Below are 23,737 nucleotides of genomic sequence, written 5' to 3' on the forward strand. Positions count from 1 at the left end.
CGGGCGCCTGCACGGCCACCCCGGCCTGTACGTGATCGACGGAGCGCTGATCCCCGGCAACACCAGCGTCAATCCGTTCGTCACGATCACGGCGCTCGCCGAACGGAACATCGAGCAGATCATCGCCCCCGACGCGCCCCGAGCCCGCCCCGGCGGCGCCCCGCGCCCTGACGCACACGGCTCCGGCCCGGCGGGACCCTCGCACGGCCAGGGTGACGCGACCGCCCACCCCGCCCCCGACGGGCCCCGCACCGCCGGGGGGCCTCCCGGCGCGCCGCACTCCACCCCCGCGCACGGCTCGCGCGCCGCCGACCCGGCCGGGGTCGACGGCCGGCCGCACCCCGCGCCCGTCGGGGGTGGGACGCCCCGGGTGGGGGCTCCGGCCGCGGTGTGGCCCGCGCCCCCCGGCTCCGCCGTTCCCGCCGGGGGCGGCCGGCGGCGGGGCATCGGGGCCTGGGCGCGGAAGTGGGTGCGCGGGGAGGACATCGCCGAGCCCGCCGTCGAGGCCGAGGCGCCGCCCGTCGCGGCGCCCGCCGCCGACGACCCCGCCGCGCTGCTGCTCGCCGCCCTCGGGCCCACCGGCCGGCTCTGGTCCCGCCCGCCCGGCGCCCTCGACGTCGGGCTCGGCGCCGGCAGCCGCGTGGACCTGCGCGAGGTCGGCGCGCTCGGCATCGCCGGGCCGCGTCCCCGTCTCACCGGTGTGGCCCGCTCCGTGATCGCCCAGCTCGCCGCCCTCCACTCCCCCGCGCAGTTGGAGATCGTGCTCCTCGCGATGGACCCGGCCACGGACTGGAACTGGCTCGGCTGGCTCCCGCACGTCCGCCCGGCGCACGGCCAGCACTGCCGGCTCCTGCTCGCCCACGACCGGGAGCAGGCCGCCGCCCGCACCGGTGAGCTGACCCGGCGCCTCGACGACAGTCCCCTCGGCACCGGCTGGGCCACCGCCGGGCCCGAGGCCGTCAGCCGGGCCGCGTCCGCGTACGAAGGGCCGTACACCCTCGTCGTCCTCGACGGAGACCCCGGCACCGGCGCCCTCCGCGAGGCCACCGCGCGGCTCGCCTCGCACGGGCCCGCCGCCGGCGTCCACCTCCTGGTGCTCGCCGAGGCCCCCGCCGCCACCCCCGCGAGCCCCCTCGCCGACACGTACGAGGCGGCCGGCGCGAGCGCCCCCGCCTTCCGGTCCTGCGGGGCGGTCGCCGTGCTCAGCGGCGAGGTCGCCACCGCGGTGCGGATCTTCCCGGTCAGCGGCGGCGTGCCCGTCCGCCCCGGCGAGACGGCCGTCGCGGACGCCGTCTCCGCCGCCTGGGCGGAGCGGTTCGCCCGCGCCCTGGCACCCCTGCGCGCCGAGCCGGCCGCCTCGGGCGGCTACCGTCCGGCCGCCGCCAGCCTGCCGCAGACGGCCCGCCTGCTCGACGAGCTCGGCCTGGCCCGGGCCACCCCGGCCTCCCTGATGGCCCGCTGGGCGACGGCCACCGGGCAGGGGCAGACCGTCGGCGGTCTCGCCGAGGTGGTGCTCGGCGCCGGCCGGCGCGGCCCCGTCGGCGTGGAGCTGGTCCACGACGGCCCGCACCTGCTCATCGAAGGACCGCCCGGAAGCGGCCGTACGGAGCTGCTGCGTTCCGTCGCCGCCTCCCTGTGCGCCGCCGCCCGACCCGACCGGCTCGGTCTCCTGCTGATCGACGGGGCCGGCGGCGAGCGCGGCGAGGGGCTGCTGCCCTGCACCGAGCTGCCGCACGTGTCGGCACACCTCGTCGCCTCCGACCCGCTGCGCATGCGGGAGTTCGCCCAGGCGTTGGGTGCCGAGCTCAAACGTCGTCACGAATTGCTGGACGGCGTGACCTTCGCCGAGTGGCACGCCCGGCGCGAGGTCTCGGACCGGATGGTCTCGCCCCGCCGGCCCGTCCCGGAGGAGACCCAGGGCGCGGCCCGGGGCTCGGGCACGATCGGCGGTGAGGAATCCCAGCGGACGGGGACCTTGCGGCTGCGCGCCTCCGCCCCCCGTACCGGGGCGGCCGCGGGGCCCGGCCCGTTGCCCCGCCTGGTGGTCCTGGTCGACGACTTCGACGCGCTGGTGGCGCCCGGCCTCGGCAGTCCGGGCCGGCCGGCGGCCGGTTCGGTGGTCCGCATCCTGGAGGGTCTGGCCCGGGAGGGCGGCCGGCTCGGCGTGCACCTGGTGGCCACCAGCGCCCGCCCGGACCGTACCGCCGGCACCGAACCGGCCCGTCTCGCCACGCTGCGGGTCGAGCTCGACGCCCCCGACCAGCCGGGGCCCGGCCGGGGTCTGCTCCACTACGGCGACGGCCGGACGGTCCCCTTCCAGGCCGGCCGGATCACCGGACGGATTCCCCGGACCGCGACGTCGAGGCCGACGGTGGTTCCGGTGGAGTGGGAGCGGATGGGTGATCCACCGGCCCGCCGTCCGGTCCGCGAGCTGGGCAACGGCCCGACGGACCTGGCGTTGCTGGCCAGTGCCCTGGACCGGGCCTCGCACCTGGTCTCCGCGATACCCGTCCTGTTCCCGGCGGCCCCCTGAGCCCACCGCGCCCCGCCCGGAACGCCCCGTCGGAGCCCCGTGACGCCGTGAGGCGGTATTGCGGGGGTGCGCCGCTCGGCGTAGACCTTGTGGCACGGAACACACCACGAGCACCGGCATCGGGGGCACAGGCATGCGCAGGGAGCACGGAACCGGCCACGAGGAAGCCCGCGGAGGGCGTCAGAGGACCCGTACGAGGGCACACGCCTGGGCGGCCCTGCTGGCGACGGGCGCGCTCGCGCTCACCGCGTGCGGCAGCGGCGGCGACAAGGCGGACCCCCCGGCGGGTTCCGGGCCGTCCGCGAGCCCGCGGGTGGCGTTACCGCAACTGTCCGGGGAGAAGCTGGAGGTCGCGGCGGTCTGGACGGGCCCGGAGCAGGCCAACTTCACAAAGGTCCTCAAGGAGTTCGAGAAGCGCACCGGCGCCACCGTCACCTTCGTCCCCGCCCAGGACCCGATCGTCACCTTCCTCGGTACGAAGATCGCGGGCGGGCAGCCGCCGGACGTGGCGCTGCTCCCGCAGGTCGGGGCGCTGGTCTCGGCGGTTCGGAACAAGTGGGCACAGCCGGTGGGCCCGGAGGCCAAGGCGGAGCTGGAGAAGAACTACTCGCAGGGCTGGAAGACGCTGGGCGCGGTCGACGGCACCCAGTACGGCGTGTACTACAAGGCGGCCAACAAGTCGCTGGTCTGGTACAACGCGAAGGCCTTCGAAGCGGCGGGCGTGCAGCCGCCGAAGACCTGGAAGGACCTGATCGCGGCGGCGGACACGCTCTCCGCGTCGGGCACCCCGGCCGTCTCGGTGGCCGGCGCGGACGGCTGGACCCTGACGGACTGGTTCGAGAACGTCTACCTGTCCCAGGCCGGTCCCGAGAAGTACGACAAGCTCGCCAAGCACGAGATCAAGTGGACGGACGACAGCGTCAAGCAGGCCCTGACGACGCTCGCCGAGTTGTTCGGCCGCAAGGACTACCTGGCGGGCGGGCAGAGCGGCGCCCTGGCGACCGAGTTCCCGAAGTCGGTGACGCAGACCTTCACCGGTGGCGACCGACCGGCGGCCGCGATGGTCTTCGAGGGTGACTTCGTGGCGGTGAACATCGCCCAGACGGAGGCGAAGGTGGGCAAGGACGCCCTCGTCTTCCCCTTCCCGGCGGTCGGCGCCGGCAAGGCCCCGGTCGTCTCGGGCGGTGACGTGGCGGTCGCGCTGAAGCCGTCCAAGGGCGCGCAGGCGCTGCTGACCTTCCTGGCCTCCCCGGACGCGGCGGAGATCCAGGCCCGCGAGGGCGGGTTCATCTCGCCGAACAAGTCGGTGAATCCGGCGGCCTACCCGAACGACATCCAGCGGGGCATCGCCAAGGCGCTGATCGCGGCGGGCGACGACTTCCGCTTCGACATGTCGGACCAGGCCCCGGCGGCCTTCGGCGGGACGCCGGGCGCCGGCGAGTGGAAGGATCTCCAGGACTTCCTGGCCAACCCGTCGGACGTGGCGGGCGCGCAGGCGAAGCTGGAGGCGGACGCGGCCAAGGCGTTCGGGAACTGACCCGGTGGCCGCCCCCGACGTCTCACGGGCGGGGGAGGTCAGGCGCCGCCGTCTCATAGCGGCGGCCTTCCTCCTCCCCGCCCTGGTCCTGCTGGGTGCGCTCGTCGTGCACCCCATCGGCTACTCGCTGTACCGCAGCTTCTTCGACCGCTCGGGCGACACCTTCGTGGGCGGCGCCAACTACACGGAGATACTGCGGGACGACACGATCCGGACGGCGCTGAGGAACACGGCGCTGTGGGTGGTGCTGGCCCCGACGACCGCCACCGCGCTCGGGCTGATCTTCGCGGTGCTCACCGAACGGGTCCGGTGGGGGACGGCGTTCAAACTGCTGGTGTTCATGCCGATGGCGATCTCGATGCTGGCCGCGGGCATCATCTTCCGGCTCGTCTACGACCAGGACCCGGACCGCGGCGTCGCCAACGCCGTCTGGGTCGGGGTGCACGACACCTTCGCCGAGTCCTCGGCCTTCCCGAAGGCCCGCCCGGGTCGGGACTCACCGCTGGTGGCGGTCGCGGGGGGCGCGTTCGAGACCCGTGACCCGGTACGGGCGGGGACCGTCGTACCGGTGCCGCTGGTCGGTGTGGCCCCGGACGCGCTGCCCGACGGGACCCGCACCGCCAAGGCGCCCGCCGCCGAGCCCGGCAAGGTCACCGGGACGGTCTGGCAGGACTTCACCCGGGGCGGCGGCGGCCGGACGAACACCGTCGATCCCACGGAGTCGGCGCTCAAGGGGATGCGGATCGAGGCGATCAAGGACGGCCGCGTGGTCGAGCGGACCACCGCCCGCCCCGACGGCACCTTCACGCTGTCCGCGAAGGCCGACGGGGCGCGGCTGCGGCTGCCCGCCTCGAACTTCCGCGAGGCGTATTCGGGCGTGGAGTGGCTCGGTCCGACGCTGGTGACCCCGGCGGTGATCGGGGCGTACGTGTGGATGTGGGCCGGGTTCGCCATGGTGCTGATCGGGGCGGGACTGGCCTCCGTACCGCGGGAGCTGCTGGAGGCGGCGCGGGTGGACGGGGCGAACGAGTGGCAGGTGTTCCGCCGGATCACCGTGCCGCTGCTGGCACCCGTCCTGGCGGTCGTCCTGGTCACCCTCGTCATCAACGTGATGAAGATCTTCGACCTGGTGTTCGTGATCGCGCCGGGCGCGGTGCAGGACGACGCGAACGTGCTCGCGCTCCAGCTGTACCGCACGTCCTTCGGTACGGATGCCGATCAGGGGCTGGGCAGCGCGATCGCCGTGCTGCTGCTGGTCCTGGTGTTGCCCGTCATGCTGTACAACATCCGCCGGATGCGCCGGGAGGCCCGCCGATGAGCGCCGCACCGTGGTCCTGGTCCCCGCGGGGCCTGGTCGCCAGGCTGGCCGGCGGGGCACTGCGTGTCTTCCTGGTCCTCGCGGGCCTGTTCTGGCTGCTGCCCACGCTGGGGCTGTTGATCTCCTCGTTCCTTTCGCCCACGGACCTGAACAAGGGCGGCTGGTGGCAGGCGTTGAGCGCGCCCTCGCGGCTGACGGCCGAGAACTACGCACACCTGCTGTCCAACGAGACGATCACGGGGTCGCTGCTGAGCACGGTCGCGATCACCGTTCCGGCGACCGTGCTCGTGGTCACGCTGGGCGCGCTCGCCGGGTACGCGTTCGCCTGGCTGGAGTTCCCCGGCCGGGACTGGCTGTTCCTGATCGTCGTCGGGCTGTTGGTGGTCCCCGTCCAGGTGGCGCTGATCCCGGTGTCGGAACTGTTCGGCGCGATCGGCCTGTTCGAGACGACGGCCGGTGTGGTGCTGTTCCACACCGCCTTCGGGCTGCCGTTCGCGGTGTTCCTGCTGCGGAACTTCTTCGCGGAGATCCCGCGCGAGCTGCTGGAGGCGGCGCGGCTGGACGGCGCGGGCGAACTGCGGCTGTTCGCCCGGGTGGTGCTGCCGCTGGGCGGTCCGGCGATCGCCTCGCTCGCCATCTTCCAGTTCCTGTGGGTGTGGAACGACATGCTGGTGGCACTGGTGTTCGCGGACTCCACGCATCCGCCGGTCACGGTGGCCCTCCAGCAGCAGGTGCGGCAGTTCGGCAACAACATCGACGTGCTGGCGCCGGGCGCGTTCGTGTCGATGGTGGTGCCGCTGGTCGTCTTCTTCGCCTTCCAGCGGCAGTTCGTGTCGGGGGTGACGGCGGGGGCGATCAAATGACCCGGCGCCGGGCGGTGATCGCAGGGGTCACCTGCGTCGTCGACGCCGGGTCAGCCGAACGCTCCGGGTGCATACCCGGCGCTCACGCCGAGCCCGAGCCCCTGGCCGTAGCGCCCTGGCCGTAGCGCCCTGGCCGTAGCGCCTTATCCGGCGGCGGCCTTGAGGCCCGCGACCACCGACCGCGCCAGTTCGTCCAGGTAGGCGGCCGGCACCTCGTCGCGGACCACGACCTGCCGCCAGTACAACGGGCCGATGGCCAGGTCCAGCGCCCGGCCGGGGTCCGTGCCCGCCACCAGCTCCCCCCGGGCGACCGCCTCGGAGACGATCACCTCCGCCATGCCCCGCTCGCCCGCCAGCAGCGCGCCGCGCACCGCGTCGGCGATCTCGGGCTGGCGCGCCGCCTCCACCAGCAGGTCGGGGATCACCGCCGACGCGACGGGGTGGCGCAGTACGTGGGACATGACCTCCAGCAGGGCCCGTACGTCCCCGTAGAGCGAGCCCGTCGCGGGCACCGGGAGCCCGTCGGTCGCGAAGGCGCCGACCAGGTCCAGCACGAGGTGGAGCTTGGACTTCCAGCGCCGGTAGACGGCCGTCTTGCCGACGCCCGCGCGCCGCGCGATGCCCTCGATCGACATCCGGGCGAAGCCGACCGTGGCCAGTTCCTCCAGGACCGCCGCGCGGATCGCCCGGGTCACGTCTTCGCGCAGGACGGCGGCCCCTGCCGGGGCGCGGCGGGTCGGGGCGACGGGCTCGGAGACGTGGGCGGCGGGCTCGGAGGTCATGGAACAGAGCATAACGGCGCGGACCGTCACCACCACGTCGCGACGACACGGTTGCGTCTCGACGTGATGACACCTACTCTCGGCGTCACGACGATACGTAACCGTTCCGTCGGACGTCCGACGTGTCTCCCCGTCGAAAGCGACCCCGTGACCGTGACCGTGCCCCCCGTGACCGCACCGCCGCCGCCGGCAGTGGAACAGATGACACCGGCAGAGCTGGCCGCCGCCCACGGCCTGACGCTCAGCGGTGCCCGCCCCTCCCTCCCCCGCTACGTCGCGCAACTGTGGGAGCGTCGCCACTTCGTGACGGCGTACGCCACCGCCCGCATGCACGCCACCTACAGCACGGCCCGCCTCGGCCAGGTCTGGCACCTGGCGACCCCGCTGCTCAACGCGGCCGTCTACTACTTCATCTTCGGCGTGATCATGAACGCCGGGCACCAGGTGGCGGACTACATCCCCTTCCTGATCACCGGCGTGTTCGTGTGGGACTTCATCGGAAGCTCCATCAACGCGGGCACCCGCGCCGTCCACAGCAACCTGGGCCTGGTCCGCGCCCTGCACTTCCCCCGCGCGGCCCTGCCCCTGTCCACGGTCATCCAGCTCTTCCAGCAGTTGCTGGTCACCGTCGGCGCCCTGGTCATCCTGCTGCTCGCGCTCGGCCAGACACCCGGCCCGTCCTGGCTCCTCGCGGCGCCGGCCCTGCTGCTGTGCGCCGTCTTCTGCGCCGGCTGCGCCCTGGCCATGGCACGGATCGGCAGCAAGAACCCGGACGTCAGCCAGCTGATGCCGTTCATCCTGCGCACCTGGATGTACTCCTCGGGCGTGATGTGGTCCATCGAGCAGACGCTCAAGTCGGACCACCTGCCGCACTGGGTGACCACGGCCCTCCAGCTCAACCCGGCGGCCGTCTACATCGACCTGATGCGCTTCGCGCTGATCGACAGTTTCAAGGCGGGATCGCTCCCGCACCATGTGTGGCCGATCGCCATCGGCTGGGCCCTGATCGCGGGCCTCGGCGGCTTCGTCTTCTTCTGGAAGGCGGAAGAGGAGTACGGACGTGGCTGACCAGACCGCCATCCCCACCGTCATCGCGGACGAGGTACACGTCGTCTACAAGGTGTACGGCACCGGTACCCGCAAGGGCGGCGCGACCGCCGCCCTGAGCCGGATCATCTCCCGCAAGCCCGCCCCCGGCGTCCGCGAGGTGCACGCCGTCAAGGGCGTCAGCTTCACCGCGTACAAGGGCGAGGCCATCGGCCTCATCGGCTCCAACGGCTCGGGCAAGTCCACCCTGCTCGCGGCCATCGCCGGCCTCCAGCCCGTGGCCCGCGGCCGCGTCTACTCCCACGGCCAGCCGTCCCTGCTCGGGGTGAACGCCGCCCTGATGAACGACCTGACGGGCGAACGCAACGTCATACTCGGCGGCCTCGCGATGGGCATGTCCAAGCAGCAGATCCACGAGCGCTACCAGGACATCGTCGACTTCTCCGGCATCAACGAGAAGGGCGACTTCATCTCGCTGCCCATGCGCACCTACTCCTCCGGCATGGGCGCCCGGCTGCGCTTCTCCATCGCCGCGGCCAAGGACCACGACGTCCTGATGATCGACGAGGCCCTGGCCACCGGCGACGCCGCCTTCCAGCGACGCAGCCAGGACCGCATCGCGGAGCTGCGCAAGAGCGCGGGCACCGTCTTCCTCGTCAGTCACTCCATCGGCACCGTCCGCGAGACCTGCGACCGGGCGATCTGGCTGGAGTCGGGGGTCCTGCGCATGGACGGGCCCGCGCAGGAGGTCTGTGACGCCTACGAGGCCTTCACCCGGTCCGGCTGAGACTCCACCCGGCCCCGGCCCCGACCCCGGTGGCCCGGCGGCAACGGCGACGCACAGACGAGAACGGCGGCCCCGGGACGAGAGTCCCGGGGCCGCCGTTCCATCCGCTCACTCCTGTCCGCTCACTTCTGTCCGCTCACGCGGACCGCGCGGGTCAGGCGTGCGAGCGCAGCAGCGACCGCATCGTCCGCATCGCCACGGACAGGTTGGCCAGGTCGAAGTCGTCCGACCCGCGGATCTCGTCCAGGGTCGTCCGTGCCCGGCCGATGATCGCCGCGTTCCGCTCCTCCCACGCCTTGAAGCGCTCCTCGGGAGTCGCGTCGCCGTCGCCGGCCGCCAGCACGTCGGCGGTCAGCGCCGCGTGCGCCGCGAACAGGTCCTCGCGGATGGAGGCGCGGGCCATGGACTGCCAACGGTCGGCCCGCGGCAGCTCGATGATCCGGTCCATCAGCTGGGTGATGTCCAGGCGGTCGGCGAGGTCGTAGTAGACCTCGGCGACGTCCAGCGGGTCGACGCCGGTGCGGTCGGCGATCGCGACGACGTCCAGCGTCGGGAACGCGGACGAGAAGCCGGCCACCTTGGCCGCCAGCTCCTGCGGCACGCCCTCGCCGGTCAGCTCGTCCATGATCGACTGGTACCACTCCAGGTCCGCGCCGCGCACCAGCTTGGGCAGTTCCGCCCAGACCCGGCCCACCCGCTCGCCGAAGAGCTCGATGGTCTCCGTGATCGCCAGCGGCTGCGGCCGGTTGTTGAGCAGCCAGCGGGTGCCGCGCTCGACGAGCCGCCGCGAGTGCAGCCGTACCCGGGTCTGGACGCTGGCCGCGACCTTGTTGTCCAGCGCCTCCACCGCGTCCCAGACCTCGGCCAGGCCGAAGATCTCACGGGCCGCGAGCTGCGCCCGGACGATCTCCTCCGTGGCGGCCCCCGTCTCCTCGCGCAGGCGGTGCAGGAACGTCGAACCACCGGTGTTGACGGTGTCGTTGACCAGGAGGGTGGTGATGATCTCACGGCGCAGCGCGTGCGCGTCGATCTGCTCGCCGAACTTCTCGCGCAGCGGGGCCGGGAAGTACTCGTGCAGCAGGCGGCGCAGGTACGGGTCGTCCGGCAGCACCGTGTGGATCAGCTCGTCCGCCACCGTGATCTTGGTGTAGGCGAACAGGACGGCCAGTTCCGGCTGGGTCAGGCCCTTGCCGTTGTTCAGCAGCTCGCGGATCTGCCGGTCGTTGGGCAGGAACTCCAGCGCGCGGTCCAGCAGCCCGTCCCGGCCCAGGCGGCGCATGAAGCGCTGCTGGGCGTGGAGCAGGCTGGGGGCCTGCGCCGCGCCGTTGGCGAGCGCGACGTTCTGCGCGTAGTTGTTGCGCAGCACCAGCCCGCCGACCTCGTCGGTCATCTCGGCCAGCAGCGCGTTGCGCTGCTTGACGGTCATGTCGCCGTCCGCGACCACCGAGTTGAGCAGGATCTTGATGTTCACCTCGTGGTCGGAGGTGTCCACGCCGGCGCTGTTGTCGATGGCGTCGGTGTTGACCTTGCCGCCCTCGCCGTCGGCCCCGACGCGGGCGAACTCGATGCGTCCGAGCTGCGTCAGGCCCAGGTTGCCGCCCTCGCCGATGACCTGGGCGCGCACGTCGGCGCCGTTGACGCGGATCGCGTCGTTGGCCTTGTCGCCGACGTCGGTGTGCGTCTCGGTCGACGCCTTGACGTAGGTACCGATGCCGCCGTTCCACAGCAGGTCCACCGGGGCCTTGAGGATGGCCTGCATCAGCTCGGCCGGCGTCAGCTTGGAGACGCCCGCCTCGATGCCGAGGGCCGCCCGCATCTGCGCGTTGACCGGGATGGCCTTCGCCGTACGCGGGTGGACGCCGCCACCCGCCGACAGCAGCGCGGTGTCGTAGTCGGCCCACGAGGAACGCGGCAGGTCGAACAGGCGCCGGCGCTCGGCGTAGGAGGTCGCCGCGTCCGGGTTCGGGTCGATGAAGATGTGCCGGTGGTCGAAGGCCGCGACCAGGCGGATGTGCTCGGAGAGCAGCATGCCGTTGCCGAAGACGTCACCCGACATGTCACCGACGCCGACGACCGTGAAGTCCTCGGTCTGCGTGTCGTGGCCCAGCTCCCGGAAGTGCCGCTTCACGGACTCCCAGGCGCCGCGGGCGGTGATGCCCATGCCCTTGTGGTCGTAGCCCGCGCTGCCGCCCGAGGCGAAGGCGTCGCCGAGCCAGAAGCCGTAGGCCTGCGCGACCCCGTTGGCGATGTCGGAGAAGGTCGCGGTGCCCTTGTCGGCGGCGACGACGAGGTAGGTGTCGTCCTCGTCGTGACGGACCACGCCCTTCGGCGGCACGACCTCGCCGGCGACCATGTTGTCGGTGATGTCGAGCAGCGCCGAGATGAAGATCTTGTACGAGGCGATGCCCTCGGCGAGCCAGGCGTCGCGGTCCACCGACGGGTCCGGCAGGTTCTTCGCGACGAAGCCGCCCTTCGCGCCGACCGGCACGATCACGGTGTTCTTCACCATCTGCGCCTTGACCAGGCCGAGGACCTCCGTGCGGAAGTCCTCACGCCGGTCGGACCAGCGCAGGCCGCCTCGGGCGACCTTGCCGAACCGCAGGTGGACACCCTCGACGCGCGGCGAGTAGACCCAGATCTCGAAGGCCGGGCGGGGCGCCGGCAGGTCCGGGATGGCCTGCGGGTCGAACTTCATCGACACGTAGGCGTGCGGCTCGCCCGCGTCGTTCATCTGGAAGAAGTTGGTGCGCAGCGTCGCCTTGATGAGCGTCAGGAAGGAGCGCAGGATGCGGTCCTCGTCCAGCGAGGCGACCTGGTCCAGGGCCCCGTCCAGCTCCTCCAGCATCGCGTCGACGAGCTCGGTGCCGGCGGTCTGCCGGGCCGGGGACATCCGCGCCTCGAAGAGCGAGATCAGCAGCCGGGTGGTGTGGACGTTGTTGCGGAGGGTGTCCTCCATGTAGTCCTGGCTGAAGGTGGAACCGGCCTGGCGCAGGTACTTGGCGTACGCGCGCAGCACCACGGCCTGCCGCCAGGTGAGCCCGGCGCTCAGCACCAGGGTGTTGAAGTTGTCGTTCTCCGCCTGCCCCTGCCAGACCGCCGCGAAGGCTTCCTGGAAGCGCTCGCGGGCGTCGTCGCCGAGGTGGCTGTCGCCGTTGCCCGACGCCAGGGGCATCCGCAGGCCGAAGTCGTAGATCCAGGCGTGGGTGCGGTCACTGCAGCGCAGCTCGTACGGCCGCTCGTCGGTGACCTCGACGCCCAGGCGCTGGAGCACCGGCAGCACGGCGGACAGGGAGACCTGCTCGCCCTGCCGGTAGATCTTGAAGCGGCGCTCGCCGGGACCCGCGCCGACCGGCTCGTACAGGGAGAGGTCGAACTCCCGGTCGCTCTCGGACAGACGCTCCAGGCGGACCAGGTCGGCCACGGCGGCGCGCGGCGAGTGGTCGGCCTTGTAGCCCTCGGGGAAGGAGTTCCCGTAGCGGCGCAGCAGTTCGGCGGCGCGCTCCTCGCCGGTCTCGGCGATCAGCGCCTCGCCGAAGCCGTCGGCCCAGGATCGGGCGGCCTCCACCAGCCGGGCCTCGATGCGCTCGACGTCGGCGTCGGTCAGCGCGGGCAGCTCGGTGCCCTGCGGGACGCGGACGACGAAGTGGATGCGGGAGAGGATCGACTCGGTGTTCCAGGCGGTGAAGTCGACGCTGGTGCCGTTCAGCTCCTCCTGGAGGATCGAGATCAGGCGCAGCCGCACGCCCGTGGTGTACCGGTCGCGCGGCAGGTAGACCAGCGCGGAGTAGTAGCGCCCGTACTCGTCCTGGCGCAGGTACAGCCGCAGCCGGCGGCGCTCCTGGAGGTACAGGACCGAGGTGACGATCTCCCGGAGCTTGTCGACCGGGGTCTGGAACAGCTCGTCGCGCGGGTAGGTCTCCAGGATCTGGAGCAGGTCGCGGCCGTCGTGGCTGTTGGGCGAGAACCCGGCGCCTTCGAGGACCTCGGCGACCCTGCGGCGGATCACGGGCACGCGGCGCACCGACTCGGTGTACGCGGCGGAGGAGAAGAGCCCGAGGAAGCGGCGCTCGCCGACGACGTTGCCCTCGGCGTCGAACTTCTTGACGCCGACGTAGTCCAGGTACGAGGGGCGGTGCACGGTGGCGCGGCTGTTGGCCTTGGTCAGCACCAGCAGCCGGTGCTCGCGGGCCTTGGCGCGCGCGTCGGCGGGCAGCCTGTTGAAGGACGGCGAGACGGGGTGCGTGTCCTCCTGGCCGTGGTGGACCGGGTCGGAGCGCAGGATGCCGAGGCCGGTGCCGGGCACGGCGGCCAGCGCGTCGCCGTCGACCAGGTTGTACTCGCGGAAGCCGAGGAAGGTGAAGTGGTCGTCGGCGAGCCAGCGCAGCAGCTCGCGGGCCTCTTCGAGCTCGTACTCGCGCAGGTCGGGCGCGGTCGGCTCGCCCGGAAGCTCGTCCGCGAGGCGCAGCGCCGCGTCGCGCATCTTCTCCCAGTCCTCGACGGCCTCGCGCACGTCGGACAGGACGCGCTGGAGGTCGGCGGTGATCTGCTTGAGGTCGGCGCGGTCGGTCTCGCGGTCGATCTCGACGTGGATCCAGGACTCGACCAGGGAGTCGTGGGGACGCGCGGTGCGGGGGCCGTGGGCGTCGCAGTCCGGGCCGAGGATCTCGATGAGCTTGCCGGTCAGGTCACGGCGGACGACGACCTGGGGGTGGATCACGACGTGGATGCCGCGGCCCTGGCGCGACAGCTCGTTGGTGACGCTGTCCACGAGGAACGGCATGTCGTCGGTGACGACCTCCACGACCGAGTGGCTGGAGGTCCACCCGTTCTCCTCGACGGTGGGCGTGTGCACGCGCACGTTCGCCTTGCCCTGCGGGCGCTGCTCGGCCAGCCGGTAGTGGGAGAGCGCGGCGCCGAACACGTCGACCGGATCGCGGTCCAGCAGGTCCTCGGGGGCGGTGTGCAGGTAATAGCGCTGGAGGTAGGCGAGCGTCGTGCCCGGGTCGGGACGCTCCCCTTGTTCGGACCCAGTCGGAAGTAGCCCCCCGGCCGGGCTGTTCTCAGCTACCCGTGCCGCCCGCGCGAGCAGCTCGGCCTTTGCTTCGTCCAGCTTGGTCTGCATGTCCTCTGGCTCCTGTCGCGCGCCATTGCGTGACGTAGGTGAAGGAAGGAATGACGTAGCGCCGCGAGGCGGGGTGTCCGTTCGGGATCGACGCTATGTCGTGGAGAGAGGCGACCGGGAGGGAATCGGCCATGATCGGCGGCACGTCCCGGCAGCGGGGATCAGCGAAAGCCCGGGCACGGTCGTGCGCCGGGCGAGTGCCGGGGGCATCGATGCCCCCGATGGTTATCGCGCTGATCACGAGTACCAGGCTATCCCCCCTGACCCCCGACTCGTCACGAGCGGCTTCTGTACAAATCAGGGGGTGGATTTTTGCCGCTGTGGACAGCGACGGACGGTCGTGTTCGTGCAGAGCGCGGACCGCCGCCCGGATCAAGGCGTTATCCGGCCATTTCCCGCGCTATGGCCACGGCCTCGGCGAGCGTGTCGACCACGGGCACACCGGCCGATTCCAGACTGCGGCGGCTGTGCGAACCACCCGTGTACAGGACCGCCCGCGCGCCCACGTGGGCAGCGGCGAGCGCGTCGTCCAGGGCGTCCCCGATCAGCACGCAGCGGGCGGCGGTCACACCTGCCGACTCCAGGGCGGCCAAATGGCGTACGAGGTGGCCCGCCTTCGTGGTGTGCGAGGGCCCGGTGCGCCCGTCGACGCGCAGGAAGTGCCGCTCTATGCCGAGGGTGCGCACCAGCGGGACCAGCTTCTCGTGTGGCGCGAGCGACAGCAGGGACTGGGTGGCCCCGGCCCCCTCCCAGTCGCGGAGCAGCTCCAGGGCACCCGCGGCGAGCCCCACGGCGTCCGCGGCGGACCAGTAGTACCGGTGGAAGGTCTCGTCCATGACGAGCCACTCGGCGTCCGTGGGCATGCGGCCCATCAGCCGCTCGTAGAACTTGGGGACCGGTACGACGTACAGCTCGCGGTACGTCTCCAGGGTGATCGGGTCGAACCCGAACTCGGCGAAGGAGGCGTTGGTGGCGGCGAGGACGGCGTCCACGTCGTGCAGGAGGGTCCCGTTCCAATCCCAGACCAGGTGCGGGTGCGCGTGCGGAACCCGGCTCACGGGAGCAGCCCCGGGATCTCCTGCACGCCGAACCACAGCAGCTCGTGGTCCTCGGCGCCGTCCACGACGAAGCGGGCGTCGTCGTCCCCGCGGTCGGCGGCCTCGACGGCGCCGGCGGCGGCCTCGACGTCCGCCAGCGCGTCGTCGGCGTCGACGTGCACGGCGGCGGCGACGGTCAGCCGAACGGCACCGGCCAGGCCGACCTCGCCGAGGGTGGCCTCGTCCACACCCGGGACGGCGGTGGCCGCCTTGTCGTCGACGTCGACGGCGACGACGACGCGCTTGCGCGGGGCGGACGGGTCGGCGGCGAGCAACCGCAGCGAGGCCTCGGCGGCCCGGCTGAGGGCGGCGTACTCCAACTCCTCGATGTCGTCCGAGACGTACCATTCCCGCAGTCCGGGAGTGACGGCGTACGCGCGCAGCGGCGCGGGGCCCAGCTCGCCGGCCTTGTACACCTCGGCGAGCCCGGAGAGGGTCAGGGGGACGTACACGCGCATGGCCGGCCGCTTTCGTTAGTCGGAAAACCCCCTCAGGATACGGCGACCGTCGCCCCGCGCGTCCGACCGGGGGACGACTCCTGTCCCCCTTCGGGGGCGATCCGCCGGCGGCGCCGCGTCCACCCGACACCCCCGCGCGCCGGCCGCGCCACCCCCGGCGCCGCCGGCCACCCCCCTGATAGGTGAACGGCCGCGCCCCCGACGCCGGGGACGGCCGCCGTTGCGGAGCGTGACGGGGGGCCCGTACAAGTTCCCCCGTACCTAGTGACCGCCCGGCACCCACAGGGCCCGGGCCCGGCCTTCCCGGGGACGACCGCCATGACCAGGACCAGGACCACCACCCGCCCGCCGAGCCGCCGCGACCAGCGGGCTCCCGGCGCCCGGCGCCGCCCGCGCGGCCCGCACGACTGGTTCGCGGAACGCCTCCTGGCCGTCCTCAGCGGCCGCCGCCCGGTGCACTCGCTCCTGGGCCACACGGTCGGCCCCGCGTACGAACAGCTGGTCACCCTGGCTCCCTCGGACCCCTTCCGCGACCGCCTCACCCCGGTCCTGCGCCACTGCGGCCGCTTCCACCCGGGCCCGGGCGTCATCGAAGCCTTCGCCCGCATCGCGACGGGTGACCGCGTCTCGGCGATGGCATTCCGCCTCGAACAGGGCCCCGACCTCCGCTGGCGCTGCGCGGCCATCGAGATCCACGGCCCCCGCACCTGATCGCGACCCGGCCCGGCCGGGGCCACACCACCGGCGCCGCCCGCGAAACGCGGCCGGGGCCGGACACCCGTACAGCGGTGTCCGGCCCCGGCGGCAAGCGTTCCGACAGGCGGCGGCTACTTCTTCCGGCGCCGCCCGCCGGAGGCCTTCTGCGCCTTGCGCCGCTCCGCCCGCGTCATCCCGACGCCGGCCTCCTCGCCGTCCACATCGGCGTCGGCGTCGAAGTCGCCCTCGACGACCCCGCCCTCACCGTCCACCGTCGGCGCCGAGAAGTGCAGCCGGTCCGGCCGCTGCGGGGCGTCCAGCCCCTTCGCCCGGATCTCCGGCTTCGCCGGCGCCGGCACGGTGTCCTGCACCGGGAGCTCCTCGACCTGCTGCTCGACCTGGACCTCCAGGTTGAACAGGTAGCCGACGGACTCCTCCTTGATGCCCTCCTGCATGGCGTTGAACATGTCGAAGCCCTCGCGCTGGTACTCGACCAGCGGGTCCTTCTGGGCCATCGCCCGCAGGCCGATGCCCTCTTGCAGGTAGTCCATCTCGTACAGGTGCTCACGCCACTTGCGGTCCAGCACCGACAGCACCACGCGCCGCTCCAGCTCGCGCATGATGTCGGAGCCGAGCGCCTTCTCGCGCTCCGCGTACTGCTCGTGGATGTCGTCCTTGACGGACTCGGCGATGAACTCGGCCGTGATGCCCGCCCGGTCCCCCGCCGCCTCCTCCAGCTCCTCCACGGTGACCTTCACCGGGTACAGCTGCCGGAAGGCGCCCCACAGCCGGTCCAGGTCCCACTCCTCCGCGAAGCCCTCGACCGTCTCCGCCGCGATGTACGCGTCGATGGTGTCGTCCATCATGTGGCGGACCTGCTCCTGGAGGTCCTCGCCCTCCAGGACGCGCCGGCGCTCGCGGTAGATGACCTCACGCTGGTTGTTGAGGACCTCGTCGTACTTGAGGACGTTCTTGCGCGTCTCGAAGTTCTGCGTCTCGACCTGCGACTGGGCCGACGCGATCGCGCGCGTCACCATCTTGTTCTCGATCGGCACGTCGTCCGGCACGTTCGCCATCGCCATGACCCGCTCGACCATCTGCGCCTTGAACAGGCGCATCAGGTCGTCGCCCAGCGAGAGGTAGAACCGGGACTCGCCCGGGTCGCCCTGTCGGCCGGAGCGGCCGCGCAGCTGGTTGTCGATACGGCGCGACTCGTGCCGCTCGGTGCCCAGCACGTACAGCCCGCCGAGTTCCTTGACCTCCTCGAACTCCGCCTTCACCGCCGCCTCGGCCCGCTTGAGCGCCTCGGGAAGGGCGTGCGCCCACTCCTCGATGTGCTCCTCCGGGTCCAGGCCGCGCTGACGCAGCTCCGCCTCGGCGAGGTCGTCGGGGTTGCCGCCGAGCTTGATGTCGGTACCGCGGCCGGCCATGTTCGTGGCGACGGTGACCGCGCCGCGGCGGCCGGCCTGGGCGACGATCGAGGCCTCGCGCTCGTGCTGCTTCGCGTTCAGCACCTCGTGCGGGATGCCGCGCTTGGAGAGCTGCTGGGAGAGGTACTCGGACTTCTCGACCGACGTCGTACCGACGAGGATCGGCTGGCCCTTCTCGTGCTTCTCCGCGATGTCGTCGACGACGGCGGCGAACTTGGCGACCTCGGTCCGGTAGATGAGGTCGGGCTGGTCCTTGCGGACCATCGCGCGGTTCGTCGGGATCGGGACGACACCGAGCTTGTAGATCTGGTGGAACTCGGCGGCCTCGGTCATGGCCGTACCGGTCATGCCCGACAGCTTGGTGTAGAGGCGGAAGAAGTTCTGGAGGGTGATCGTGGCGAGCGTCTGGTTCTCGTCCTTGATGTCCACCCCTTCCTTCGCCTCGATCGCCTGGTGCATGCCCTCGTTGTAGCGGCGGCCGGCGAGGATACGGCCGGTGTGCTCGTCGACGATCATGACTTCGCCGTCGATGACGACGTAGTCCTTGTCGATCTTGAACAGTTCCTTCGCCTTGATGGCGTTGTTCAGGTAGCCGACGAGCGGGGTGTTCACCGACTCGTAAAGGTTGTCGATGCCGAGCCAGTCCTCGACCTTCGCCACACCCGCCTCGTGGATGGCGACGGTGCGCTTCTTCTCGTCGACCTCGTAGTCGCCGGTCTCCTCGATGCCCTTGAGCGGGTTGCCGGGCTCACCCTTGGTCAGGCGGGTGACGAGCTTGGCGAAGTCCGCGTACCACTTCGTCGCCTGGTCGGCCGGGCCGGAGATGATCAGCGGCGTACGGGCCTCGTCGACCAGGATCGAGTCGACCTCGTCGACCACGGCGAAGTTGTGGCCGCGCTGCACCAGCTCGTCCTTCGACCACGCCATGTTGTCGCGCAGGTAGTCGAAGCCGAACTCGTTGTTCGTTCCGTAGGTGATGTCGCAGTTGTACTGCTCGCGGCGCTGGGCCGGCGACATGTTCGCCAGGATGCAGCCGACCTCCAGGCCGAGGAACTTGTGCACCCGGCCCATCAGCTCGGAGTCGCGCTCGGCGAGGTAGTCGTTCACCGTGATCAGGTGCACGCCCTTGCCGGACAACGCGTTCAGGTAGGCGGGCAGCGTGCCGACGAGGGTCTTGCCCTCACCGGTCTTCATCTCGGCCACGTAGCCGAGGTGCAGCGCCGCGCCACCCATGATCTGGACGTCGTAGTGCCGCTGGCCGAGGACGCGCTTCGCGGCCTCGCGAACGGTCGCGAAGGCCTCGGGCAGCAGGTCGTCCAGGCTCTCGCCGTCCTGGTACCGCTGCTTGTACTCGTCCGTGAGCGCCCGCAACTCGGCGTCGGAGAGGTTGACGAAGTCCTCTTCGATGGAGTTGACCTGGTCCGCGATGCGGTGCAGTTTGCGCAGGATCTTGCCTTCGCCTGCACGCATGAGCTTGTTGAAGACGGACACCGAGGTTTGTCTCCTTGCCGGTCGGGCCTGGCACTGGTTCGTACACGGGCACGGAGGGTGGGCCCCACCGCAACGGCCATCGTAAGCGAGGACGCGGTCGCGTCGGGAGGTCCGCACTATCCGCAGGGCGCGGGCGCCCGGAATGAGAACGTACGGGGGGCACGGAAGGTGCCGGTGTGGGCGAAAACTGTTAGCCCCCGCCGCGCGCCGGCCGCAGAATCCGTCCATGGACCCCATCACCCTGAGCACGGAGCGCCTGAGCCTGCGGCCCTTCACCCCCGCCGACGAGGACGAGGTGTACGCCGCCGCCCAGGACCCCGACATCCAGCGCTGGACCATGGTCCCCTCCCCGTACGAGCGCGCGCACGCCCGCGCCTTCGTCGGCGAGATCGTCCCGGCCGGATGGCGCGAGGACACGGGCTACAGCTTCGCCGTACGCCTGGGCGCCGAGGGCCCGCTGGTCGCGGCCGTCGGCGTGCACGTGCGCGGGGCCGACGCGTTCGAGATCGGCTACTGGGCCACCAAGGAGCACCGCGGTCACGGCCATATGACCGAGGCCGTGCGCGCCGTCGCCCGTTGGGCCTTCACCGAGGTCGGCGCGGTCCGGCTCGAATGGCGCGCCGAGGTCGGCAACCACGGCTCCCGGGCCGTCGCGCAGAAGGCCGGCTTCCGCTTCGAGGGCCTCCTGCGCGCCGCCCTCATACGCAACGGCACCGCCCGGGACTGCTGGGTCGGCGCCCTGCTCCCCTCGGACGTGGGCCTGCCGTCCGTACTCCCGTACCTGCCCGCTGTCAGTGCCACGCCCTAAGGTGCGGCCATGACGAGCACACCGCCGCCGACCGTGTCCCTGTCCGCGGACGACGCCCGCCGGATCGCCCTGCGCGCGCAGGGTTTCCTGGGCGCGCCCGACCGCAGGGGCGGGGTGCGCGGCGTGTTGCGCCACCTGGGCGCCGTACAACTGGACACGATCTCCGTGCTGGCCCGCTCGCACGAACTGATCCCGTACGCGCGCCTGGGCGCGGTGGGTCGCGAAACCGTCGAGAAGGCCTACTGGTCCGATCGTCACGCCTTCGAGTACTGGTCCCACGCGGCCTGCGTCCTGCCCATCGAGGAGTGGCCGCACTTCGCCTTCCGCCGCCGCGCCCGCCGGGCGCGCGGCCACCGCTGGCACGTCCTGAAGGACAAGGAACGCTCGACGCGGGCCGTCCTGGACCGTCTGAGGGCCGACGGCCCGCTGACCTCGACCGAGCTGGGCGGCGCCAAGAACGGCGGGGAGTGGTTCGAGTGGTCGGAGACCAAGATCGCGGTGGAGTGGCTGCTCGACACCGGTGAGGTGGTCTGCTCGGAGCGGCGCGGCTGGAAGCGCGTCTACGACCTGCCCGAGCGGGCCGTCCCGGACGCGCTGCTCCACGACGACCTGGACGACCGCGAGTGCCTGCGCCGGCTCGTCGCCCTCGCCGGGCACAGCCTGGGCGTCGGGACCCGCGCGGACATCGCGGACTACCACCGCCTCAAGGGCGAGCAGGTCGACGCCGTGATCGCCGACTCGGGACTGGTCCCGGTGACCGTCGAGGGCTGGGGGCGCGACCGCCGCGCAGGAGCCGCGTGGGCCGACCCGGCGGCGCTGGCGAGCGCCCCGCGCGGCCGCCACCGCACGACGCTGCTGTCCCCGTTCGACTCGCTGGTGTGGGACCGGCCGCGGACGGAGCGGATCTTCGACTTCACGCACCGGCTGGAGGCGTACGTCCCCAAACCCCGGCGGATACACGGCTACTTCGCGATGCCGCTACTGACCGGCGGCCGCCTCCGGGGCCGGGTCGACCCGGCACGCGAGGGCACCACGCTGGTGGCCCGGCAGCTCTCCATGACCACCACCAAGGACGCCCGTCCCATGGCCGAGGCCCTGCTGGAGGCGGCGTCCTGGGTGGGCTGCGACGCGGTCCGCGTGGAACGCGCCGGCACCCCGGCGGAGGCGGCGGCGGTCACGGCGGAACTGGCCGCGCTGACCTGACGCCGCGCCGGTCACCTGATCTCCAGGATCTTCTCCCGCATCGCGTAGACCACGGCCTCCATCCTGGAGTGCAGTTGCAGCTTCTCCAGGATGTTGCGCACGTGGTTCTTCACCGTGTTCTCGGAGATGAACAACTCCTTGGCGATGTCACGGTTGTTCATCCCGGTGGCCACCAGCTTGAGGACCTCCAGCTCCCGGTCGGTCAACCGGGGCGCCGGCACCAGCCTGCGCTCGTCCGTCCGCTGGATCATCGACTTGAACTCGGTCAGCAGCTTCGACGCCATCGAAGGGCTGATCTGCGACTGGCCGTCCGCCACCGCCCGGATCGCCGTGGCGACCTCGTCCGTCGAGATCTCCTTCAAGAGGTATCCGGTGGCGCCTGCCTTGATCGCGTCGTAGAGGTCCGCCTCCTCGTCGCTGATCGTCAGCATGATGATCTTCGCGGAGGGAGCCACCTCCTTGATCGAGGTGCACGCCTCGATACCGCCGCGCCGGGGCATCCGGACGTCCATGAGGATGATGTCCGGCAACAGGTCGGCGGCCTTGTCCACCGCCTCCGCCCCGTCCCCCGCCTCTCCGACGACCTGGATGTCCTCCTCCTGGGCGAGGACGATCTCCAGCCCGCGCCGGAAGAGGGCGTGGTCGTCGACCACGAGCACCCGGATCGGCTCCCCGGCCGACCCCTCCCGCGGGGCGTCCGCGTGGCCGCCGGTCACGCGCCCCGCGTCGCGAAAGCCCGCGCCGTCGTCACCGCGTACCGGCCCGAAGCTGTCCACCATCATTCCTCCCCCTGCATGTGCCGAGCTGCTGACCTGCTCATCCGCTGACCGCTCGTGCTGCCTGTCGGGTCAACCGGACGGACGGGGCCGCCGCTTGACTGCCCGCCATGATTCCATGCCCGGGCCTCGGGGAGGGGCTCGATCGGGGGGCCGACTGGCTCATACCCGTCATACGAGTGCCCCCGCGGAGGCCGGGACGGCGCTCCGCGGGGGCAGGGTTCGAACACTCAGCCGCCGAGCGATCCGCCGGCGCCGCCGCGCGGTTCCTCCGTGCTGGAGGCGCCGTCGGGGTTGACGTGGATGACGCCGTAGTCGTAAGCGTGACGCCGGTAGACGACGCTGGGCAGCTTGGTGTCGGCGTCGACGAACAGATAGAAGTCGTGGCCGACCAGTTCCATCTCGTACAGCGCCTGGTCGAGCGACATGGGTGCGGCGGAGTGGGTCTTCTCGCGGACGATGAGGGGGCCTTCGCCCTGCACCTCCAGCGGCCCGATCCGGGTGGTCGGGACCCCGTCCGTCTTCTCCTCGGAGACCGGCTCCCCGTTGCTGTTGAGCTGCGCGACGCCCGGCACCACGTCGGCGACCTCGGCCGCCGAGAGCCTGCCGTTGCCGCGGCGGGTGTAACGCTTGTCGTGCTGCTTGCGCAGCCGGGCCTCCAGCTTGTCCTGAGCCAGGTCCAGCGCCGCGTACGGGTCTGCTGCCGCGGCCTCGGCCCGGATCACCGGGCCCCGCGAGTGCAGGGTGATCTCCACGCGGTCGGAACGGTCGGCCTGGCGCGGGTTGTGCTCCTTGGACACCTCGACGTCCAAGCTGATCACCTTGGCGTCGAGCTTCTGGATCCGCTCGGGATTCAGCTTCTCTGCCACGTGCTTGCGGAACCGCTCGGGCACTTCGGTCTTGCGGCCCTTGACGACGATGTCCACGCAGAACTCCGTTCCCGGATAGCTCCGCCTCTTGGGGCGAAGCGTCTCCCTTTCGCACCAGGCTCCGGTGAGCACCAGAGCCTCGGACTTGGCGACATTCACCTCCTCCTCCCCCGCCGGCAAGATCCACATCCCACCGACTTCGGAGCAGAGAGACACCCTCTGACACGAAGATTCGAAAAACGGGCGGATCGGTGCTCCGATGACGTGGGGCCCAAGGATCGCCAGTCCTCACAACCGAACATATCTCTCAATGACGGTTGTCGGCACCCGCTACCGGAACAAACCTCCGTTCGGTTCCGTTCAGCCGAATTCTTCCTCGTGTGCACCTCGTGGGCATCTCTTGTCACCGGTAACGATGCGCCTTCCCCAGCGGTTCCAGATCTATGCGATCCGTCGCCGTTTTCCCCGCTCACGCGGGAATCCGGCGACCGGGGCGGCCCGGAAGGAGTCCGCGGGCGCCGCCACCACCGCCGCGCCGGCCACGCGCAGCCCGGCCGCCCGCAGCGCCCGCGCCGCCTCCGCCAGCGTGGCGCCGGTCGTCATCACGTCGTCCACCACCACGATCCGCGCACCGGCCGCCGACCGGACCTCCGCCGGACGCGCCTCCAAGGCCCCGGCCAGGTTCTCCCGCCGCTCCCGGGCCCCCAGCCCCGCCTGGTCCGCGACCCGCCGCCGCAACCGCAGTACGGGGGCCACCCGCGCGGGCACCCCGGCCCGGCGCAGCCGCGCCGAGGCGGCCAGCGCGTCCTTGGACTCGGCGGCGCCGATGAAGCCCACCGGTACGCCGATCACGGCGGCGGGGCGCGGCGCGCCCTCCTCGATCATCTCCAGCAGCCGGAACAGCGCGGTCGGCGCGTTGC

General features: G+C 71.9%; 17 protein-coding genes. 9 read left to right on the top strand and 8 right to left on the bottom strand.

All coding sequences use genetic code 11. From position 1 onward, the window contains the following. The 4 genes from E6R62_RS35515 to E6R62_RS35530 all read left to right on the top strand — a co-directional run. Positions 1-2,533 (top strand): FtsK/SpoIIIE domain-containing protein (locus E6R62_RS35515; RefSeq protein WP_240802087.1); only part of this gene is annotated, 2,533 nt, incomplete at its 5' end. Positions 2,534-2,666: 133 nt separating this feature from the next. Then, a complete protein-coding gene (locus tag E6R62_RS35520; protein WP_136217600.1) occupies positions 2,667-4,070 on the top strand; it encodes an ABC transporter substrate-binding protein in 1,404 nt (467 codons plus the stop codon). 4 nt (positions 4,071-4,074) lie between these two features. Further along, positions 4,075-5,388: a carbohydrate ABC transporter permease gene (locus E6R62_RS35525; protein WP_206308947.1), complete on the top strand. Its 1,314-nt coding sequence runs from the start codon at positions 4,075-4,077 to the stop codon at positions 5,386-5,388. Then, on the top strand, positions 5,385-6,251 hold the full coding sequence (locus E6R62_RS35530; RefSeq protein WP_136217602.1) for a carbohydrate ABC transporter permease: 867 nt from the start codon (positions 5,385-5,387) through the stop codon (positions 6,249-6,251). Before E6R62_RS35525 ends, E6R62_RS35530 begins: the two co-directional genes overlap by 4 nt. Positions 6,252-6,394: 143 nt before the next feature. Here the strand turns inward: E6R62_RS35530 and E6R62_RS35535 are convergent, their stop codons facing one another. Then, a complete protein-coding gene (locus E6R62_RS35535; RefSeq protein ID WP_136217603.1) occupies positions 6,395-7,045 on the bottom strand; it encodes a TetR/AcrR family transcriptional regulator in 651 nt (216 codons plus the stop codon). Positions 7,046-7,234: 189 nt separating this feature from the next. Between E6R62_RS35535 and E6R62_RS35540 the strand changes: the two genes are divergently transcribed. Both E6R62_RS35540 and E6R62_RS35545 read left to right on the top strand, forming a co-directional pair. Next, positions 7,235-8,101 carry an ABC transporter permease gene (locus E6R62_RS35540; RefSeq protein ID WP_136217613.1) on the top strand — a complete coding sequence of 289 codons (867 nt, stop codon included), beginning with the start codon at positions 7,235-7,237 and terminating at the stop codon, positions 8,099-8,101. Next, positions 8,094-8,867 carry an ABC transporter ATP-binding protein gene (locus tag E6R62_RS35545; RefSeq protein WP_136217604.1) on the top strand — a complete coding sequence of 258 codons (774 nt, stop codon included), beginning with the start codon at positions 8,094-8,096 and terminating at the stop codon, positions 8,865-8,867. The genes E6R62_RS35540 and E6R62_RS35545 overlap by 8 nt, the downstream gene beginning before the upstream one ends. Positions 8,868-9,021: 154 nt before the next feature. Here the strand turns inward: E6R62_RS35545 and E6R62_RS35550 are convergent, their stop codons facing one another. The 3 genes from E6R62_RS35550 to E6R62_RS35560 form a co-directional block, all read right to left on the bottom strand. Further along, the gene (locus tag E6R62_RS35550) at positions 9,022-13,989 is read right to left on the bottom strand and encodes an NAD-glutamate dehydrogenase (protein ID WP_136217605.1); all 4,968 of its coding nucleotides are present in this window, start codon (positions 13,987-13,989) and stop codon (positions 9,022-9,024) included. A gap of 380 nt (positions 13,990-14,369) precedes the next feature. Then, positions 14,370-15,047, bottom strand: a complete 678-nt coding sequence (locus tag E6R62_RS35555) for an HAD family hydrolase (RefSeq protein WP_136217606.1) — start codon at positions 15,045-15,047, stop codon at positions 14,370-14,372. After that, entirely contained in the window at positions 15,044-15,544 is a 501-nt protein-coding gene (locus E6R62_RS35560) for a hypothetical protein (protein WP_136217607.1), read from the bottom strand. The genes E6R62_RS35555 and E6R62_RS35560 overlap by 4 nt, the downstream gene beginning before the upstream one ends. Positions 15,545-15,862: 318 nt before the next feature. On the opposite strand from E6R62_RS35560, the gene E6R62_RS35565 reads away from it, so the two are divergent. After that, on the top strand, positions 15,863-16,255 hold the full coding sequence (locus tag E6R62_RS35565; RefSeq protein ID WP_136217608.1) for an Rv3235 family protein: 393 nt from the start codon (positions 15,863-15,865) through the stop codon (positions 16,253-16,255). 116 nt (positions 16,256-16,371) lie between these two features. Here the strand turns inward: E6R62_RS35565 and secA are convergent, their stop codons facing one another. After that, positions 16,372-19,161 carry a preprotein translocase subunit SecA gene (gene secA, locus E6R62_RS35570; RefSeq protein WP_136217609.1) on the bottom strand — a complete coding sequence of 930 codons (2,790 nt, stop codon included), beginning with the start codon at positions 19,159-19,161 and terminating at the stop codon, positions 16,372-16,374. A gap of 226 nt (positions 19,162-19,387) precedes the next feature. On the opposite strand from secA, the gene E6R62_RS35575 reads away from it, so the two are divergent. Both E6R62_RS35575 and E6R62_RS35580 read left to right on the top strand, forming a co-directional pair. Then, a complete protein-coding gene (locus E6R62_RS35575) occupies positions 19,388-19,969 on the top strand; it encodes a GNAT family N-acetyltransferase (RefSeq protein ID WP_136217610.1) in 582 nt (193 codons plus the stop codon). A 9-nt stretch (positions 19,970-19,978) separates the two neighbouring features. Then, positions 19,979-21,172: a winged helix-turn-helix domain-containing protein gene (locus tag E6R62_RS35580; RefSeq protein WP_136217611.1), complete on the top strand. Its 1,194-nt coding sequence runs from the start codon at positions 19,979-19,981 to the stop codon at positions 21,170-21,172. Positions 21,173-21,183: 11 nt separating this feature from the next. Here E6R62_RS35580 and E6R62_RS35585 read toward each other — a convergent pair whose 3' ends face one another. The 3 genes from E6R62_RS35585 to E6R62_RS35595 all read right to left on the bottom strand — a co-directional run. Continuing rightward, positions 21,184-21,951 carry a response regulator transcription factor gene (locus E6R62_RS35585; RefSeq protein ID WP_136217612.1) on the bottom strand — a complete coding sequence of 256 codons (768 nt, stop codon included), beginning with the start codon at positions 21,949-21,951 and terminating at the stop codon, positions 21,184-21,186. 227 nt (positions 21,952-22,178) lie between these two features. Next, positions 22,179-22,949, bottom strand: coding sequence for a ribosome-associated translation inhibitor RaiA (gene raiA, locus E6R62_RS35590; RefSeq protein WP_136217614.1), 771 nt, complete (start codon positions 22,947-22,949; stop codon positions 22,179-22,181). Between the two features lie 309 nt (positions 22,950-23,258). Continuing rightward, on the bottom strand, positions 23,259-23,737 hold a 479-nt coding region (locus E6R62_RS35595; RefSeq protein WP_240802088.1), incomplete at its 5' end, for a precorrin-8X methylmutase.

This window comes from Streptomyces sp. A1136, assembly GCF_004795055.1.
Taxonomy (GTDB): domain Bacteria; phylum Actinomycetota; class Actinomycetes; order Streptomycetales; family Streptomycetaceae; genus Streptomyces.